Below are 18,515 nucleotides of genomic sequence, written 5' to 3' on the forward strand. Positions count from 1 at the left end.
GGTCGCGATGGATAAATTCATGTGGTTGCCTCTTGCACTTGAAAGCTGAAACGTCCGTCGTCACTGCGCGCCAGAGCCAGCGACTGCGATGGCGGCAGGGCCACCCTGGCCGCAGCAAACTCGGGTTGTATCGGCAGCTCGCGACCGCCACGGTCTACCAGGACCACCAGCTTGACGCTGGCCGGTCGCCCATAGTCGAACAACTCGTTCAGCACGGCGCGAATGGTCCGGCCGGTGTAAAGCACATCGTCGAGCACGATCAGATCGGCACCATTTACGTCAAAGGGCAGTACGGTTTGCCCGCTGGCAGCCAGACCCCGTCGCGAAAAATCATCACGGTGCATGGCCGACGACAGCGTGCCAACGTCTTCGTGCAATGCCATATCGGCCCGCAAGCGCTCCGCAAGCCAGACCCCGCCGGAGGCCACGCCCACCAGCCGGGGAGCACGGGTATAGGTCGTCAGCAGCTGCTGCATGCCGCGAAGAACTTCGCGGTACAGCGCCTCCGCGTCCAGTGTCAGGTTGGTCATGTGGCGGTCCTCAAAAATTGCTCCAGAATTATGACGGCAGATGCTGCATCAGCGTCTGTCGCGCCTTGAGACAAGGCTTCGGTGGTGCTGTAACGCTCATCCACCTCGAAAACTGGCAGACCAAATCGGCCGCGCAACTGACGGGCAAACTTTTGGGCGCGCACCGTGTTTTCGTGAGGCGCGCCGTCGGGGTGAAAGGGAACGCCTACAACCAGTGCCTCGGGTTGCCACTCCCTGATCTTCAACGCTATGCCTGCGAAACGCGCATCGCCGCTGGCGACGATGCTACCTTGTGGTGTTGCCGTTTGGGTCAGGCGGTTACCGGTGGCCACCCCGGTACGTTTAAGGCCAAAGTCAAAAGCGAGAAATGTTTGCAGCTCAGCGGCGATGACAGGCTGGGCCACAGCACTCATGCGTGCCCGGCCTCGGGCGACAACATCCAGCTTTGCAGGCCCAGCAGCAACAGGGCCTTGTCGTAGCGCTGTTCTACCGGCGTATCAAAAATCAGCGACAGATCGGCCTCGACGGTGAGCCAGCTGTTGTCAGAAATTTCGGACTCGAGCTGACCCTCACCCCAGGCCGAGTACCCGAGCGATACGAACACTTTTTTAGGCCCGGCTCCGGTTGACAGGGCTTCCAGAACATCTTTGGAGGTGGTCATTTCCAGCCCCCCGGGTATGGTCATGGTCGACGCATAGACCGACTCATTGCCCGCCAGCATGCACTCGTGCAGTACAAAGCCACGTTCGGTTTGAACCGGCCCGCCCTGAAAGACCGGGGCCTCGGTCAGATCATCGCGCCGCAGGGGGAGTGCCACTTTTTCGAAGAGGTTTTTGAGGCTGATGTCGCTGGGCTTGTTGATCACCAGCCCCAGCGCGCCGCGATCGCTGTGTTCGCACATGAAGACCACGCTTTTGGCAAAGGCCTCGTCGTCCATCCCTGGCATGGCAATCAAAAAATGGTTTGTAAGGTTGATCGGTGCGGAATCCATGGCCATGCGCTGATTTTACGCACAGCCCGCAGTCGTGGGGTAAAACCAGTTGAAGTTACCCGGGCAGACGTACAGGCCGTGCGAAAAATGCCGGGGCAAGGCACACTCCGGCGATGACCAAGCAATATGAAACAGGGCTGATGTGGTTCAGGCGCGACCTCAGGGTTGAGGACAACGCCGCGCTTTATCACGCTCTGAAATCGTGTCGGCAGGTATTGTGCGTTTTTGTGCTGGACCGAGAGATCCTGGATTTGCTTCCTCGCGCGGATCGGCGGGTTGAATTTATCAGGGAGTCGCTGGTTGACCTGGACGGGCAGTTGCGGCAATTGGGCAACGATGAGGGACGTCAAAGGGCCGGATTGATCGTTCTGCATGCATGGGCGGCCGAAGCCGTGCCGGCCTTGGCCTCCACCCTTTCAATTGACGCCGTATTTACCAATAACGATGACGAGCCCCAGGGACTTGAGCGCGACACAAAAGTGGGCCAGGCGCTGGCATTGAGCGGAAAAGCGTTTCACAGCTTCAAGGACCATGTGATATTTGAGCGTGCCGAAGTACTGACTCAAACCGGCAAGCCATATAGCGTATTTACGCCCTACAAAAACGCATGGCTGAAGAAGATCGACGATTTTTACCTTCGTCCGTATCCGGTGCGCCAGTATGGCGCAGCCCTGATCGATAGGCCTCCGACTTACAACGCCCCCGTTCCGGAACTGGCTGAATTCGGCTTTGAAAAAACCAATCTCTCAAGCTTGAAGATTCCCACGGGCACCACCGGTGCGGCGGTCCTCGTAGACGCATTTCTGGAGCGGATTGACCAGTACCACGCTACCAGGGATTTTCCTGCGGCCAAAGGACCGAGCTATCTGGGCGTTCACCTGCGCTTTGGCACGGTGTCGATCCGTCATCTGGCGGCGATTGCTTTCAGGCTGCAAACTGGGGGCAGTCCGGGCGCCGCGGTCTGGTTAAGCGAGCTGATCTGGCGGGATTTTTATGCGCAGATTCTCAGCAACTTTCCCCACGTGGCATCGCGCTCTTTCAAACCGGCTTACGACGCTATTGCTTGGGAAGAAGGTCTGGAGGCCCAGACTCTTTATGAAGCCTGGTGCGAAGGAAGGACCGGTTACCCGCTGGTGGACGCGGCAATGGCACAGATCAGGGAAACGGGCTACATGCACAACCGGCTGCGGATGGTAACGGCAAGCTTCCTGGCCAAAGACCTCGGAGTGGATTGGCGCTGGGGCGAGCGCTACTTTGCCGTACACCTCAATGACTTTGATCTTTCATCGAACAATGGGGGCTGGCAATGGGCATCCAGCAGCGGTTGTGATGCGCAGCCTTATTTCCGGATATTTAACCCGGTGAGTCAAAGCGAAAAGTTTGACGCCCAGGGAAAATTTATTCGCAAGTACCTGCCGCAGCTGGCGGGACTGTCCAATGCTGCACTGCACAGCCCGTGGCTCGCAAGCCCGCTTGAACTATCTGCGGCCGGTGTGGAATTGGGAGGCAACTACCCCTATCCGGTGGTGGACCATGCCAAGGCGCGGACGCGTACCCTGCAGCGTTATGCCTGCGTTGCCAGGCAACCCTGAAGATCGCTATGTTTTTTATAGCTTAGAGCGCCCGTAAACAAAGGGCGAACGGCCAATTTACCTTCAAGCCGTAGCGGCGGCCGCAGCTTCAAGCGCGCAATAGTGACGAATCAGGCTGAGCAATTCATCCTCGTTATATGGCTTGCCGAGGTAGTGGTCAACGCCCAACTCATTGGCATGTTCACGATGTTTTTCCGCGATGCGCGAAGTGATCATGATGACCGGCAAACTGCTCAAACGCACGTCTCCGCGAATGTTGCGCACCAGATCGAAGCCGTCCATGCGCGGCATTTCGATATCCGACAACACCAGGGTGGGTCGCTCTTCCTGCAGCCGTTCAAGTGCCTGCAAGCCGTCTGCGGCCATCGTGACGCGATAACCTTCGCGCTGCAACAGTCGCTGCGTCACCCGGCGAACCGTGATGGAATCGTCGACCACCAAAATCAGCGGAATCTGCGGAGCGACCGGAACTGATGAAACGACTGTCGACAGGCCACCTTCGGACGGCTGCTCCACAGAGCGTTCCAGCATGTGGGGCTCTGCGTTATCGGAACTCAACGCCCGCGCCTGCTGACCATAAACTGTCGCCAGCGCTACGGGGTTGTAAATCAAAACAACTGCGCCGGACGCCAGCACCGACATACCCGCCAGACCTGGCAGCCGTGACAGTTGCGGCCCGAGGTTTTTAACCACCACCTCCTGCGTGCCCAACACCTCATCCACATGAAGGGCCAAACGCTGCGCGGCACTGCGGAAGATCACCACCGGCGTGGTCTTGGTCTGTGGTTCAGTGGTCTTGCGAGAAGCCTGAAGCAATGCCCCCGCCCAGAAGAAAGAAACAGCTTCACCCGCAACATCAATCGCGCCGGTGTTGTACGCCTGCTGCAAATCTTTGGCAGAAATCCGGCGAACGGTCTCGACCACATTGGCAGGAACGCCAATGGAAGACGTGCCAGCCCTGAGCATGACCACCTGTGTAACGGCAGTGGTCAAAGGCAAAATCAGCTTGAAGTTGGTGCCCTTGCCAAGTGTCGTGGTTGTCTCAATGCGTCCACCCAGCGCGTTAACTTCTGAGCGAACCACGTCCATGCCAATTCCCCGCCCTGCGAGTTCGGTCACTTGCGTGGCAGTCGAGAAGCCGGGCATGAAAATCAGATTCGCGGCTTCATCGTCACTTATCTGCTGATCGGTGGAAATCAGACCGGATGTCACTGCCTTTTCCCTGATGCGCTGCAAGTTGAGGCCAGCACCGTCGTCACTGAATTCGACAGAGACGTCGTTGCCAGACTGCTGCAAACGCACGGTGATCATGCCGCTCGCGTCTTTCCCGGATGCAGTGCGGGTCTGCGGGTCTTCGATGCCATGTGCCACGCAATTTCGCAGCAAATGCTCAAACGCTGGTGTCATGCGGTCCAGCATGCCGCGGTCCATCTCGATGGTGCCGCCCTGCAGATCCAGCCGCACCTGCTTGCCTGCATCTTTGGACGCTTGACGCACTACCCTGTAGAGCCGTTCTGAAATACCTTCAAACTCCACCATCCGGGTACGAAGCAGGTCGCGCTGCAGTTCGCGGGTCTGGCGCGCCTGGGCGATCAAGTCATCCTCGGTAGCTTCCACTGTCCGCTGCAGCGTGCGCTGCACGGTCGCAACGTCATTCACTGACTCCGCCATCATGCGGGTCAATTCCTGCACACGCGTGAAGCGGTCAAATTCCAGGGGGTCAAACCCCAGCTGTGCTTCTTTGGCCTGCTGGAGCCGGGACTGCATCTGTGTTTCTGAGTGCAACTCCACGTCACGCAGCTGCGCGCGCAAACGGTTCAAGTTTCCGCTCAGGTCATTGAGCGAGCCGCGCAGCTGATTCAGCTCGGCCTCAAGCCTGGAACGGGTAATCATCACCTCACCGGCCTGATTCACCATGCGGTCAAGCAGTTGCGAACGAACGCGGATCGACCCTGAGGACGCAGCGCGCAAGGGCTGCAATGCCGTTGCCTGGGCAAGGGATATGGTGACTTTCCGCCCGACAGGTGCGGCTGTATCGCCCTGTTCTTGCGTCGCCTCTGGCGCACCTTCCTGTTCGGCTTGCACCGGCGGATTCAGCGGCTCAAGCGTCTCGGGTACCACGCCTGGATGACGCAAGGCCTCAAAATTGGCCTGCATCGCATCAAAGGTCACAAGCAAGGAATCAAAGTCCTGGGATGCCGCTGCGTCGCTACCCAAACGTTCAATATCGGATTCGATGCGGTGAGCCATCTCGCCGAGACGCATGGCTCCGGCCAATCGCGCGCTGCCTTTAAGCGTGTGCAGGGCCCGCAAAACTTCGTTGCGGGCGCCCTGGTTATCCGGACGAGCAGCCCATTGGCGCAGGCCGCCGCCCAGCTGGGGCATCAACTCGGCGCCCTCTTCCTCAAAGATCGGAAACAAGTCCGGGTCGATGGCATCCACCGCGTCGAACTCGTCATCCATGTCTTCGCTGAAAGCCGCTGAAGCGGATTGGGCAGAGACTGCTGCAACCTGCGCGGATGGCGCGGCGGCTAACGCGGGCGCTACGGCAATCGCAGATGCCGGCTCGGCCAGCCTGGCATCGGGGGCAAGCGGAGCTGGGTCGTGGCCAGGCGCGGGGGCTGGCACTTGGACTGGGGGCTCAACAATCGGTTGTTCAGTCGGGGGGGCCGGTCGTGGGACTGTCGAAGTCCTGCTAACCGCGACAGAGCCGGAAATCACTCGCGCCACCACCCTGTCGACACTGGTTAACGGAACCACGGGAGTGCTAACGGGTTCAACGTTTACAACTTCGGGTGACGCAGTGGACTCGGTCGCATCGACTGCATCGTCCTGAGGCACCGACAGATCGATGGCACGCAGCGCTTGCAGAATTTTCGGGTCGGGCGTTTTGAGAAATCCGGCTGCAAACTGGTGCAGCAGGCGTCGAATATCTTCCGCCGCGTCGACAAAAGTCTGGTGATACCGGCTGATGCCCTTGGCATGGAGTCCTTGCGACTGCTCAAGCGCATGTTCAAGTGCGCGGGCCATTTCCGACAGGGCTTCGAACCCTACCGTAGCCGAACTGCCTGCCAAAGAATGTGTCAGCGCAAGTGTCGAATCGCCAATCGGCCGATCCGACTCCATCGTCCACTCGGTAACCTCGGTCACGAGCCGACGCGACCATTCGTCCGCTTCATTCAGATAGACGTTGTACAGGGGGATACCGATTCGCAGAGAGCCGATAACCTTGACCGGATCCTCCTCAAACGTTTCAGATGCACTAAATTCCTCGGGCTCCAGGCGGTCTTGCCCAGCTGTTGCGGGTGCAGCTGCCGGTGTTGATGGAAATTGGTCCTCCAGAGGCCCGTCAGCGGCAGGCTCTCCGATGTCCAGATCGAAATCAGCCATCGAGAGGTCGGCGACCAGCTCTGCTGCCATGGGCTGCGGCGGCGCCACCTGCTCTTGCGAAATTGCTTCCTGGAGAAATTGCGCGTCGAAATCAGCAGCCGACATCTCCACGGGATCGGCAGCCGTATTGGTGGCAAGAGGGGGCAATTCGAGTTCGAACACGGCATCTGAGGAAGTCTGCACCGGCGCAACATTGCTTGCTTCAGGTGTGCTCAGAGTTGCAAGGCTGTCAAAGTCAATACCCTGAATCTCGGAGAGCTCGATCTCGGGTTCGGACGAGACCAGCGCTTCGGGCGGAGCGCCGGTCGCTGAGGTTTCGGCGGCCTGAACATCCAGTCCGAAGTCAAAATCAAGATCGGTCGCCTGGTCGGATGTGACAATCTGATGTTCTGCTTCAGATGAGCCTTGAAGGGAAGTGATCTCAGCGTATGCCGGCAATTCTGCTGCAACTTCCGCAGCTGGCAATTCCGCTTCCAAAGTGATCGGGGGCGATTCCATTGCCGGTGCCACTGCAGGCTGCTGCAAAGGAGAAAAGCGCCCTTCAGTCCGCATCGCATCGGCTGTGGCACGGAAGGCGGACGACTTCCACGAGGTCTCCCGGTTCGCTGCAATGTCGTCAATCCACGCTACGAACCCGTCCATGACCTGGACACACAGGGTCCGGAATTCATCGTTGGACGGCTTTTGCTCTGCCAGCCAGCCATTGAGCAGTTGCTCCAGGGACCACGCTGCCTCGCCGAACTCGTTGAGTCCGACCATGCGTGAGCTGCCTTTGAGCGTATGAAAAGCCCGACGCAGTATCGTGAGCTCCCCCATATTTGAAGGCTCGGCAGCAAGCGCAGCAATCGCGGCCTGGGCGTGTCCTGCGACCTCCCGCGCTTCTTCCAGAAAAATGTCTCTCAGGTCATCTTCTTCAAAATCTGCCGAGGCCGCCGCTGACCCCGTGGGCGGAGCCTCGGGGACAGTTGCCGGCGCAGTGGCTGCGACCAATCCGCTCAGTGAACTGGTGGTCGTTGTGACCGTCTGTTCGGCGACGGCAATAGCTGCGTTACGGGCAGTCTGTGCCAATGCGGGCTGTTCGGCCAAGGCCGCGTGTGTTGCCAACACATCCAGTTTGACACTGAGATTTTCTACCGAAGCGCCTGCCTCGGCATCCTGCACAACGGACAAGACCTCCTGGGACAGCTCGCTGTTGACCGTTATCGTGACCGCCATGTCGGCTTCGCCGCGAATACGCCCCATCACCGGCTTTAACTCGCCAGTGTGGTCGTCATAGATGAAAAGCTTTTTCGCGAGTGCTGGCTGGTAATTGAGCATGTCAATCAGAAAGCTCAACGCACCGAGATTGTTTCCGAGCTGATCAAACGTTCCGGCGGCACGGGCCATTTGCTCGTCTACCTCCGTCGCCAGCATTTTTTCCACGCTGTCCCGCATGCGAAGCACTGCCTGAGAGGCCTGGTCCAGCCCGAGCACAGATAAAACGCCACGCATCTGCGACAACTGCCCCGGGACTGAGACAAGTGACGATTTTTCCTGCGGGTTGCGAAAAAACTGATCCAGTGATTTTTCGAGTTCACTCAGCGATATGCGCAGCTCACCCACCACACTGCCCATGGTTTGTTTATCGCTAACGCGTCTGTACAACTCCTCCATCCACGACTCAAGAGGCTGTGCATCTCCACCCGTCCGCACGCCTTCCAGACGCTCGGCCAATCGGGCAGTGCGAACCGTCAGTTGCGGGTCGTTGGGATCCAGATCATCAAAGGCCGCCTCAAGATAAAGCACGGCCGTGGCGACCTCAAGCGCCAATTCAAGCGGAGGAGATTGGGCAGAACGAACGGTTGTCTCAACCACTCGCGTCAAGGCAAGCGCCAACGGCTCACTCGGCGGGTGCAGCTTTATAAGGGAATCGGTCACCAGGCTGAACTGGTCTGTGAGAATTTTGAACTTGCCTACATCTCCCGCTGTGAGCGATGACCATGTTTCCTTGGCCGACACAATGCGCTTGCGGGCCTGCGCCAGCAAGGCCGGATCAAATCGGCCAAACTGAACCGCCTCATAGTCGACAGGTTTGAATCGGGCCAGCCCATAACTTGATCGGATGGCGGACAGCGTTGGGGCATCACTTGCGCGGGGCGCAATCGCCTGCGTACAGAAAAACAGCAAATCCTGGGCGAGCCTGTCGGAAGCATTGGTGCTTCCTTTCGCGAATGCGGTGTATTGCAGCAAAACTCGTGACGCTGCCCGCTTGACGTAAAGATCAACCTTCAACAGCCCAAGGGCCATCGCTTCAAAATAGGCTGCGGCAATTTTCCAGAAGGCCCTTGGTTCAAGGCCTTGCTCAGCGTGGGCGAACCCGAGGCATAAATCCCTGAACGTCTGCGCCGCCTGCGCGTCTCCGCTGCGCATGATCTTCAGAACCAATGGGTCCATCAGCTGTCTGGCCGCGTCGCTGTAAGCCCTGCCTTCGACACTGCTCCCAAGCACGGGGTCAATCCACCGCCACTCAAAAATCCACAGGTCAGCTGGGTGAATCCGGTCGGCACCCACCAGTCCCTGAATATCACGGTACTGCGGAAACAGGGACACAGCCGAAACCGGCCGGTCAGCCAGGACGCCTTCCAGGTACTCGGTCAAGGCAAAGCTGGCCAGTTCCACCTTGGCAGCTGCTTCCTGATTGCATTGCTCGGGATGCTGAACGAAGCGCTGCACGGCAGCCTCCATAGCCCGCAGCACCAGGGCGGGAGCACCCAAGCCCACCATTTCGAGAGCACCAACAGCCTGATGCAACTGCTGACGGGCAATCCGTAGCTGACTTGCATCAAGTGCTGCGAGGTCAGAACCTCGTGCCATCTCCGCATCGCGGACGAAGCGCTTGAGCGCTTTCGCAGATCCATCCAGCGATTTTCGAAGCTCGTCCAGCACCCACGCAAGCGGGCCCAGATCATTGACAGCCACATCGAGCTCAGCGGCTGAAGAATTTGGATCGTTCGGTTGCATAGATGGAAAGCCGGTCATTAAGCAGGGGGCACGGACAGAAAAGGGTCAGGCACTCATCATGCAATCTTGAATCGCGAAACCGATTGACGCAGCTCTTCCGCCATGCGCGACAAGTCCCGCACCTGCTGGGCAGTTGAACGGGTACCTTCACCGGTTTGTTCCGTCACCGCGAAAATGTGCTGGATGTTGCCAGCCACCACGTTGGCCGACTCGGCCTCTCTGGACGCAGAAGCTGAAATCTGCTCGATCAGATCCGCAAGCCGGCGTGACACCAAATCAATCTCCGACAGCGCTGTACCGGCGCTGTCGGACAGCTTGGCCCCTTCAACCACACCCTGTGTGGAGCGCTCCATAGCGGCCACAGCATCCTGCGTATCGGTCTGAATCGCTTTCACCAGCGCAGAAATCTGGCGCGTCGCGTCTGCGGAGCGTTCAGCCAGTCGCTGCACCTCCTCGGCAACCACTGAGAAGCCTCGCCCCGCTTCGCCAGCAGACGCAGCCTGAATGGCGGCATTAAGCGCCAGCACGTTGGTTTGTTCCGTAATGTCCGAGATCAGCTCGGTGATCTCACCAATTTCCTGGGAAGACTCGCCCAGACGTTTAATCCGTTTTGATGTTTCCTGGATCTGGTCTCGAATCGAGTTCATACCGCCGATGGCGTTCTGCACAGCCTGAAGGCCGGACTCGGCGGCGGTCAGCGATTGGCGCGCCACCTGGGATGATTCCTGCGCCTGGCTGGACACCTCATTAATTCGGGTCGCCATGTCCAGCACGGACTGGCCGGTTTCACGAATTTCCCGCAGCTGCTCGGTGGAGGCAGCCAACAGCTCGGTTGAGGTACTTTCCACCTGAGCGGTGGTTTGCGCCACACGCGTCGCCGTGTTCTGCACGTTACCTACCAGTTGTCGCAACTCTTCCACCGTGTAGTTAACCGAGTCGGCGATAGCGCCGGTGATGTCCTCGGTCACGGTAGCTTCCTGGGTCAAATCCCCCTCCGCCACTGTTTGCAACTCATTCATCAATCGCAAAATAGCCGCCTGGTTGGCATCATTGACGCGTTTGGCGTCCTGCTCCTGGCCTTTGGCCTCCTGCCTCTGGCTTTCGGCAACACCCTGACGTTGCAAACTGTCAAGCACCTGCAAGCGGGCCAGGCCTGCGGCACAAAGCAGCGCGATAAGCGCAGCGATGCCCAGGATGGTCAACGCCGTAACACTCAAACCCGTCTGTGACGACAGCTTGCCCTGAATGTCCTCCAGCCCGCGGCGCAGAGCCTCGCTGTCCGAAATAATGGATGACTGCGCTTCTCGCGCAGAAACCAGGCCCTGCAAGTTACCCAAAATGGCGCCCGCTTGCACACGCGTCTGCTCGTACAGGGCCATCAAGGCCTCAAGCCGTTCGCGGGTCTGGGGATCTTTGGAGCCGCTCAAACGCAACTCCGGGCTGCCTTCCTGCAAACCCTGTGCAATCTCCTTAAAGGAATTCAAGTCCTTACCCAGCAAGAACACGGCCTCAGGGCTCACACCCTCCATGGTCAGAAATTCGTTGGCTGATTTACCAATTCGCTGCGTCAACATCACGAGCTGGCCTGCGGCTGAAATTTCGGCGGGGGCTGCATTCTGCTGCAGCTTCAGGGACGAAACGGTCTCCGCAATTTCCAGAAGGTCTGATGACTGGCGGTTAATCGTCCGCAGAGCGTTGCCCACCTGCATCAAAATCGCTTGCTGTCCCATGACCGTGGCCGCATTTTTTTCGGCCCGCTCCATCAGCGGCATCACGGTGTCAACGTCATTTTGCAAGGTATCTTCGACGGCCTCAAGCCGTAAGGAGTCCTCGCCAAACTTCAAGCCGCGCACCGTTTTCGCGAGCACGTCCGAGCTTTCTTTCACGTCGGGGAAGGCTTGCGCGCTTCCCACAAGAGCTTGGGAGACCGACTTGGCAAGACGTTGGGATTGCATCAAGGACTGCCCGGTCGCGGCCACCTGCTGCGCAACCTGGTCGGCCTGACTCAAGGCAAAAAATGTGACCGATGCCAAAACAATAGCCGCCAGGGTCATCAAGGTCACCAGCACCCGCTGGTGTGTTCCCATTCGCCGACGGCCAAGAACGGGCAAGGATAACAACTCAACTTTTTCCTGAGAGGACTCCTCAGAATCCATGCTGTCAGGCCCCTGATTCTCGCTATCCAGGGGCTGGCCCTGGTCAGATGACGCAACCGGGGCAGCTGTCATCGCCGTCGTGTTGATCGACGCATCCATCGACCCCGTCGCCTGCGGATCCACCGACATGTCCAGCGACACATGATCCATGCTGTCCGGGGGCGGCGCAGACTTTCTGCCGAACAGATTATTTAGTTTGTCAATCACAGACATGATGTGCCTTCCAGGGAAAAAAACGATGGCGCTAGGCGCTGATGGTCAAAAAATTGGCATGCTGGGCCAAGAGTTGCAGATTGATCTCCTGCCAGCTCACGCCACTCGCATCGACATAACTGTGGCCAAAAAACTCGGGGGATTCTGGCGTCCTCTCTGCGAAGTCGGTAAAAGCTTCGGGATTGCGCAGGCCTGAAAGCTTGTCCACCTGCAAGGCGCAATTGAGCTCTAGCGCGCTGTTCAATGCAACAAGACGCGATTCGGTGCGAGCCAACTCGTTGCGCGCTGGCGGCGCTTTTCCGGTGACGAAACTTGCCAGATCCACCACCCCATACAAGCCGCCTCGCAAATTGGCAACGCCCGCAAACCAGGTTTGTGTATAGGGGACATTTTGCGCACTAACCCACGGAAAAATTTCCCCGGACTGGTTGAGAGGGAACAGGTATTTCGCCCCGCCAGCCTCCACAGCAAGCCACGAAGCCGAAACGCCCTGAGTCTTGGCAGCCTGCAACCTGACGGCGAGGCGGTTTTGCAGTTCCCTTAGGGCTTGTCGATTGGCCATGCTTTAGTGAATCCCGCGGGGTTCAGCCGAGCGCCTTGATCTTGGCCATCAAATCATCAACGTCAACCGGCTTGGTGATGTAGTCCTTTGCACCCTGGCGCATACCCCACACGCGGTCGGTTTCCTGATTCTTGCTCGTGCACATGATGATGGGGACATCGGCATACAACGGATCGCGCGTGATGGCGCGTGTGAGCTGAAACCCGTTTTGACCCGGCATCACCACATCCATCAGGATCAGATCCGGTTTTTCTTCAGCCAGACGGCGGAAGGCGTCTTCGGCATTCTCGGCCGTTTTGACTGCAAACCCATTTTTGCCCAACAGGTCGGTCATGAACATCAACTCGGTTTTAGAGTCGTCCACAATCAGAATTTTTTTAATCGCCATAGCGTTACTCCTTATTTTGCGCTGCCAAGTTCTTGAACTGTGTGCAGCAATTGATCTTTGGTGAATGGCTTGGTGAGATAGTCTTGCGAGCCTACCATCCTGCCGCGCGCCTTGTCGAACACCCCGTCTTTCGACGACAGCATCACGATCGGAACATTTGCGAACCTCTCGTTCCGCTTGATAATCGCGCAGGTCTGATATCCGTCCAGGCGAGGCATCAGGATGTCGCAGAAAATCAGGTCGGGCAAATAGTCGTTGACTTTGGAGAGTGCGTCGAAGCCGTCCTCTGCAAGCAACACCTCATGACCACCCTGCTTCAAAAATATCTCAGCGCTGCGCCGTATGGTATTGCTGTCATCTATGACCAGAACTTTGAGTCCTGAGCTGGGAATACTCACTGGCTGTGCTCCTTTTTACACGAGATGTCCATCATGACACTGCTCGCGATAATCTGAAGGGCTGATGCGAGCCATTCAGATCTGTACCATTTCAAAATCCTCTTTTCGAGCACCGCATTCAGGACAGGTCCAATTCATGGGCACTTGTGCCCAGGGTGTCCCTGCTTCAATGCCATGCTCTGGCGCGCCGGTGGTCTCGTCATAAATCCAACCACAAATTAAACACATCCACGTTGTTGATTGAGTCACAGCTTAAGTTGCCTTCGAATAGAATGCAACAATTGTATCGAGGAGGCGTTGCTATTCCCGTACAAGGCAAAATCGGGCCCTATGGCAAACCCCAACACAGCTCCTCTGGATACCCGCCAAATGCAAGCAGAGGAAGGCGAGAGTTCCCCCGCCTGCGTGATGACTTTTAATGCCAACGACCCCAGTGGCGCTGGCGGGCTAACTGCCGACATCAGTGCCATCGTTTCCGCCGGCGCACATGCGCTGGCCGTCGTGACAGGTACCTACGTACGCGACACCGCCGAGATCTTCGACCATATGTCCTTCGACGAAGATGCCGTCACGGAACAGGCCCGAACCGCACTCGAAGACATGCCGGTCAGCGCGATCAAGGTTGGCTTTGTCGGGAGCCCCGAAAACATCAGCGCCATTGCAGAGATTGCCTCGGACTATGCCGACGTCCCGCTCATCGCGTATATGCCTAATCTGTCGTGGTGGGAGGAAGAGTCCATCGACAGCTATCTCGACGCGTTTCGCGAGCTGATGCTTCCTCAAACGACGATTCTAGTGGGCAACCACAGCAGCTTGTGGCGCTGGCTGCTCCCCGACTGGGCGGGCGAAAAAAGTCCCTCCGCGCGGGATATTGCGAAGGCCGCCGCCGAGCTGGGTGTTCCGTACACTTTTGTGACGGGGATGCCGCTGCCCGAGCAGTTTATCGACAACGTGCTGGCAACACCGCAAACCGTTCTTTACAGTGAAAAGTTTGAACGCTTTGAAGCTGTATTTGCTGGCGCCGGCGACACCTTGACCGCTGCACTTTCCGCTCTTCTGGCCAATGGCCACAACCTCCAGGCTGCAACGACCGAGGCCCTGACCTACCTCGATCACAGCCTGGATGCGGGTTTTCACCCAGGCATGGGCAACATCGTGCCGGACCGCCTGTTCTGGGCGCAGACCGAAACGGACGAGGCCGACGAGGAGGATGCGGAGGCCGAAAGCGATCCGCAGGACTCAATGCTTAGCCTGCCCCCCTTTGATTTACCTTCCAATGGCACCAAACACTGATCTCCGCGCGTCCCGCAATGTCGCTCTGTTCGAACGCGCAAAAGCGCTGATACCGGGCGGCGTCAATTCACCCGTTCGCGCTTTCAAAGCCGTGGGCGGCACCCCGCGGTTTATCCAGCGTGCCGAGGGCGCGTATTTTTGGGATGCGGATGGCAAGCGTTACATCGACTACATAGGGTCATGGGGCCCGATGATCCTGGGTCATGGTCACCCCGAAGTGGTCGAAGCAGTTCAGAAAGCAGTTCTCGAAGGTTTTTCCTACGGTGCACCTACCGAGCGCGAAATCGAACTCGCGGAGGAAATTGTCCGCCTGCTGCCCTCCATCGAAATGCTCCGCCTGGTCAGTTCCGGTACGGAAGCAGCCATGAGCGCCATCCGTCTGGCGCGCGGGGCGACAGGCCGAAGCAAGATCATGAAATTTGAAGGCTGCTACCACGGCCATGCCGATGCTCTGCTGGTGAAAGCTGGCTCGGGTTTGGCCACCTTTGGCAATCCCACCAGCGCAGGGGTTCCCCCAGAGGTTGTGCAGCACACCCTGGTGCTGGAATACAACCATATTGCTCAGCTCGAAGAAGCTTTTGCACTCCACGGGAGCAGCACGGCCTGCCTGATGATCGAACCGATTGCGGGCAACATGAACTTTGTGCGTGCGAGCGTCCCCTTCATGAAACGCTGCCGCGAGCTGTGCACGCAGTACGGCGTGCTGCTTGTTTTTGATGAGGTGATGACGGGCTTTCGCGTTGCCCTTGGCGGTGCGCAAAGCGTGTATGCCAAGAGCATTCCCGGCTTCAAGCCAGACATGACAGTGCTGGGCAAAGTTATAGGCGGCGGTATGCCCTTGGCCGCATTTGGAGGAACGCGCGCGGTCATGGAACAACTGGCCCCGCTGGGTCCGGTGTACCAGGCGGGGACGCTTTCCGGCAATCCGGTAGCCACCGCATGTGGGCTGGCCACCCTCAGGCAGCTGCAAAGGCCCGGCTTTTACGAAGCACTGGGAGAACGCACGCGCAGCTTGACAAAGGGCCTGAGCGAAGTTGCCGCAAAAGCAGGCGTCACCTTCAGTGCGGACAGCGAAGGCGGCATGTTCGGATTTTTCCTGCTGGACCCCTTGCCGCAAAACTATGCAACGGTGATGACCACCGACGGACCATCTTTCAATCGTTTTTTCCACGCAATGTTGGACAAAGGCGTGTACTACGCACCTGCCTTGTATGAAGCAGGCTTTGTCAGTTCTGCGCACACAGAGGGTGACATCAAGGCAACCGTGGATGCCGCGGCCGAGTTTTTTGCCCGCAGTTAACGCCTTTCGTTAGTCTTGATCGGCCGACGGCAGGGCTGGCGCTAACGCCCGACACATCCCTTCAAATCGCAACAAAAAAGAGCTCTACTCGCCCAGGTATGCCGCCCGAACGCGCGGATCGTTCAACAGCTCTTTCGCGTCGCCGTTCATCGTCACCAATCCGGACTCCATCACATATCCGCGGTCGGCAATGCCCAATGCGCGGCTGGCGTTTTGCTCAACCAGCAACACAGTGACGCCGTGTGCAGACACATCTTTCACCACCTCGAAGATCTTGTCGACCATGATGGGTGACAACCCCATGGACGGCTCGTCCAGCAGCAAGACCTTGGGCCGGCTCATCAGCGCGCGGCCCATGGCCAGCATTTGCTGTTCACCTCCGCTCATGGTGCCGGCCAGCTGGTCTTTTCGCTCGCGTAGACGGGGAAACAGAACAAACATTTTTTCCATGTCTGCGGCGATTTCGGGCTTGTCGTTGCGGATGTAGGCGCCCATCTGCAGATTTTCAATGATGGTCATGCGGGTGAACACACCGCGGCCCTCCGGTACCATCGCGAGGCCTTCCTTGACAAGGTCCCAGGCGCCCCGGCCTTTGATGCTTTTACCCATGTATTCGATGTCGCCACCCATCAGCGGCAAAGTACCGGTGATGGCTTTCATGGTGGTGGTCTTGCCGGCGCCGTTGGAGCCGATCAAGGTAACCAGTTCGCCCTCGTTGACTTCAAAGTCCACGCCTTTGACGGCCTGGATACCGCCGTAGGCCACCTTGAGGCCGCTCACCTTCAGAAGAGTGTTTGTCATTATTTTCTTTCCTTCAATGACCTGAGCCCAGATAGGCGGTGATCACTTTTTCGTTTTTCTGCACCTCTGCGGGCGGGCCCTCAGCAATTTGCTTGCCGTAGTCGAGGACAGTGACACGATCGCACAAACCCATGACCAGCTTGACGTCATGCTCAATCAACAAAATGGTGCGGTTGTCCTTGCGTATCTGGTCAATCAGCTCGCGCAACTGCACCTTCTCGGTAGCGTTCATACCGGCGGCCGGTTCGTCCAGGGCAATCAGCTGCGGGTCGGTGGCCAGCGCGCGCGCAATTTCAAGCCGGCGCTGGTCGCCGTAGCTTAGCGTGTGTGCCTTGTAGTCGGCGAATTTGCCAATGCCCACATAGTCCAGCAGTTCCTGTGCGCGCTTGGCAATCGCCGCTTCTTCAGCCTTGAAGCCGGGCGTGCGAAACACCGCTCCGATCAGGCCCGATTTGGTGCGCATATGCCGGCCCACCATGACGTTTTCAAGCGCCGTCATGTCGGCAAACAACCGGATGTTCTGGAAGGTCCGGGCAATGCCCGCCTTGGCAACTTCGTGCACAGCAGACGGCTTGTAGGGCTTGCCGGCCAGCTCAAACGTGCCGCCATCCGGTGTGTACAAACCCGTTAACACGTTGAAGAATGTTGTCTTGCCTGCGCCGTTGGGACCGATCAGGCCATAGACCTGACCACGCTCGATATGGATGCCCACGTCACTGAGGGCTTGCAGACCGCCAAAACGCTTGGAAACACCGGTGACTTTGAGAATGGTTTCGCTCATGTCCATTCCTTAAGGGTTGATTGACTGAATCGGGTCTTTGCCCGGCGTCTTGTTCAAAGACTTGCCATGTTCAGGGGCGGGCCAGAGTCCGCGTGGCCGTGACAGCATGATGGCAATCATGGCCAGGGCAATCAGCAGCTGGCGCAGGATGGCGGAGTCAAGGCGCCCGCCAGTCATGGCCTGCAGCGGACCGGCAACGTGTCGCAGCACTTCGGGCAGAGCCGCCAGCAACAAAGCGCCAAGAATGACGCCGGGCAGGTGCCCAATACCGCCCAGCACCACCATGGCAACAATCATCACGGATTCCATCAGGCTGAAGGACTCGGGTGATACGAACCCCTGGAAGGCAGCGAACATGGCGCCGGATACCCCGCCAAAGGTGGCGCCCATGCCGAAGGCGAGCAGCTTGAGGTTGCGGGTGTTGATACCCATGGCCTTGGCGGCTATTTCATCTTCGCGAATCGCCATCCACGCGCGACCAATGCGCGAATTTTCAAGGCGGTGGCAGATCACCACAGACACGATCACCAACACCAGAAAGAGGTAGTAGTACATCGACACAGAGGTCACCTCGAAACCGAAAAACTCGTGCGGTTTGCCCAGGTCAAAGCCGAAGAACTTCATCGAGTCGATCTGGTTGATACCCTTGGGGCCGTTGGTCAGGTTGATCGGGCGGTCGAGGTTATTCAGGAAGACACGAATGATCTCGCCGAAACCCAACGTGACGATCGCCAGGTAGTCGCCGCGCAGCTTCAGCGTGGGCGCGCCCAGGATGATGCCGAAAAAGCCCGCCAGCCCGGCCGCTAGCGGAATCACCGCCCAGATCGGTAAGTGCAATCCTTCCGGAAACGCCGATTTGATGACGGGAAAGGCATCCGCCAAATGAGGTGAGCCCAGCAGGGCAAACAGGTAAGCGCCGACCGCAAAAAAGGCGACGTAGCCTAAATCCAGCAGACCGGCGTACCCGACGACGATGTTCAGGCCCAGCGCCAGCAACACATAAAGCAGTGCCATGTCGACAATGCGCACCCAGGCGTTACCGCCCTGCTGCAGCAGCAGGGGCAGCACCAGCAGCGCAACGGCAACGGCCAGAAAAGTAGCTATTTTTTTGTGATTCATG

Annotated in this window: 15 protein-coding genes; 3 read left to right on the forward strand and 12 right to left on the reverse strand. The window is 58.2% G+C overall.

Annotation, left to right across the window (positions count from 1 at the left end; all coding sequences use genetic code 11):
- Positions 1 to 17: 17 nt before the first annotated feature.
- The 3 genes from pyrR to VE934_RS07185 are packed head-to-tail and all read right to left on the reverse strand — an operon-like array spanning position 18 to position 1,527.
- Positions 18 to 530 carry a bifunctional pyr operon transcriptional regulator/uracil phosphoribosyltransferase PyrR gene (gene pyrR, locus VE934_RS07175; protein ID WP_324885815.1) on the reverse strand — a complete coding sequence of 171 codons (513 nt, stop codon included), beginning with the start codon at positions 528 to 530 and terminating at the stop codon, positions 18 to 20.
- Entirely contained in the window at positions 527 to 943 is a 417-nt protein-coding gene (gene ruvX / locus VE934_RS07180) for a Holliday junction resolvase RuvX (RefSeq protein WP_324885817.1), read from the reverse strand. Before ruvX ends, pyrR begins: the two co-directional genes overlap by 4 nt.
- Positions 940 to 1,527, reverse strand: coding sequence for a YqgE/AlgH family protein (locus VE934_RS07185; RefSeq protein WP_324885819.1), 588 nt, complete (start codon positions 1,525 to 1,527; stop codon positions 940 to 942). Before VE934_RS07185 ends, ruvX begins: the two co-directional genes overlap by 4 nt.
- 107 nt (positions 1,528 to 1,634) lie before the next feature.
- On the opposite strand from VE934_RS07185, the gene VE934_RS07190 reads away from it, so the two are divergent.
- Positions 1,635 to 3,113: a deoxyribodipyrimidine photo-lyase gene (locus VE934_RS07190; protein ID WP_324885821.1), complete on the forward strand. Its 1,479-nt coding sequence runs from the start codon at positions 1,635 to 1,637 to the stop codon at positions 3,111 to 3,113.
- A gap of 63 nt (positions 3,114 to 3,176) precedes the next feature.
- On the opposite strand, the gene VE934_RS07195 is transcribed toward VE934_RS07190, so the two are convergent.
- The 6 genes from VE934_RS07195 to VE934_RS07220 form a co-directional block, all read right to left on the reverse strand.
- Positions 3,177 to 9,503, reverse strand: coding sequence for an Hpt domain-containing protein (locus tag VE934_RS07195; protein WP_324885823.1), 6,327 nt, complete (start codon positions 9,501 to 9,503; stop codon positions 3,177 to 3,179).
- Between the two features lie 56 nt (positions 9,504 to 9,559).
- A complete protein-coding gene (locus VE934_RS07200; protein WP_414693824.1) occupies positions 9,560 to 11,659 on the reverse strand; it encodes a methyl-accepting chemotaxis protein in 2,100 nt (699 codons plus the stop codon).
- Between the two features lie 244 nt (positions 11,660 to 11,903).
- Positions 11,904 to 12,434, reverse strand: coding sequence for a chemotaxis protein CheW (locus VE934_RS07205; RefSeq protein ID WP_324885827.1), 531 nt, complete (start codon positions 12,432 to 12,434; stop codon positions 11,904 to 11,906).
- Between the two features lie 22 nt (positions 12,435 to 12,456).
- Positions 12,457 to 12,822: a response regulator transcription factor gene (locus tag VE934_RS07210; RefSeq protein WP_324885829.1), complete on the reverse strand. Its 366-nt coding sequence runs from the start codon at positions 12,820 to 12,822 to the stop codon at positions 12,457 to 12,459.
- Positions 12,823 to 12,833: 11 nt separating this feature from the next.
- Positions 12,834 to 13,220 (reverse strand): response regulator, encoded by a 387-nt coding sequence (locus VE934_RS07215; protein WP_324885831.1) that lies wholly within the window; start codon positions 13,218 to 13,220, stop codon positions 12,834 to 12,836.
- Positions 13,221 to 13,295: 75 nt separating this feature from the next.
- Positions 13,296 to 13,469, reverse strand: a complete 174-nt coding sequence (locus VE934_RS07220) for a rubredoxin (RefSeq protein ID WP_324885833.1) — start codon at positions 13,467 to 13,469, stop codon at positions 13,296 to 13,298.
- Between the two features lie 81 nt (positions 13,470 to 13,550).
- Between VE934_RS07220 and thiD the strand changes: the two genes are divergently transcribed.
- Together thiD and hemL are read left to right on the forward strand one after the other, a co-directional pair.
- Positions 13,551 to 14,513 carry a bifunctional hydroxymethylpyrimidine kinase/phosphomethylpyrimidine kinase gene (gene thiD, locus VE934_RS07225; protein WP_349255957.1) on the forward strand — a complete coding sequence of 321 codons (963 nt, stop codon included), beginning with the start codon at positions 13,551 to 13,553 and terminating at the stop codon, positions 14,511 to 14,513.
- Positions 14,497 to 15,813 carry a glutamate-1-semialdehyde 2,1-aminomutase gene (gene hemL, locus VE934_RS07230; RefSeq protein WP_324885837.1) on the forward strand — a complete coding sequence of 439 codons (1,317 nt, stop codon included), beginning with the start codon at positions 14,497 to 14,499 and terminating at the stop codon, positions 15,811 to 15,813. Before thiD ends, hemL begins: the two co-directional genes overlap by 17 nt.
- A gap of 84 nt (positions 15,814 to 15,897) precedes the next feature.
- On the opposite strand, the gene VE934_RS07235 is transcribed toward hemL, so the two are convergent.
- From VE934_RS07235 to VE934_RS07245, 3 genes are read right to left on the reverse strand one after another with little or no spacing between them, the layout of a single operon-like run.
- Entirely contained in the window at positions 15,898 to 16,614 is a 717-nt protein-coding gene (locus tag VE934_RS07235; RefSeq protein WP_324885839.1) for an ABC transporter ATP-binding protein, read from the reverse strand.
- Positions 16,615 to 16,627: 13 nt separating this feature from the next.
- Positions 16,628 to 17,395: an ABC transporter ATP-binding protein gene (locus VE934_RS07240; protein WP_324885841.1), complete on the reverse strand. Its 768-nt coding sequence runs from the start codon at positions 17,393 to 17,395 to the stop codon at positions 16,628 to 16,630.
- Positions 17,396 to 17,404: 9 nt separating this feature from the next.
- Positions 17,405 to 18,514 carry a branched-chain amino acid ABC transporter permease gene (locus VE934_RS07245; protein WP_324885843.1) on the reverse strand — a complete coding sequence of 370 codons (1,110 nt, stop codon included), beginning with the start codon at positions 18,512 to 18,514 and terminating at the stop codon, positions 17,405 to 17,407.
- Position 18,515 lies beyond the last annotated feature (1 nt).

It is taken from the genome of Polaromonas sp., from assembly GCF_035638815.1.
Taxonomy (GTDB): domain Bacteria; phylum Pseudomonadota; class Gammaproteobacteria; order Burkholderiales; family Burkholderiaceae_C; genus Polaromonas.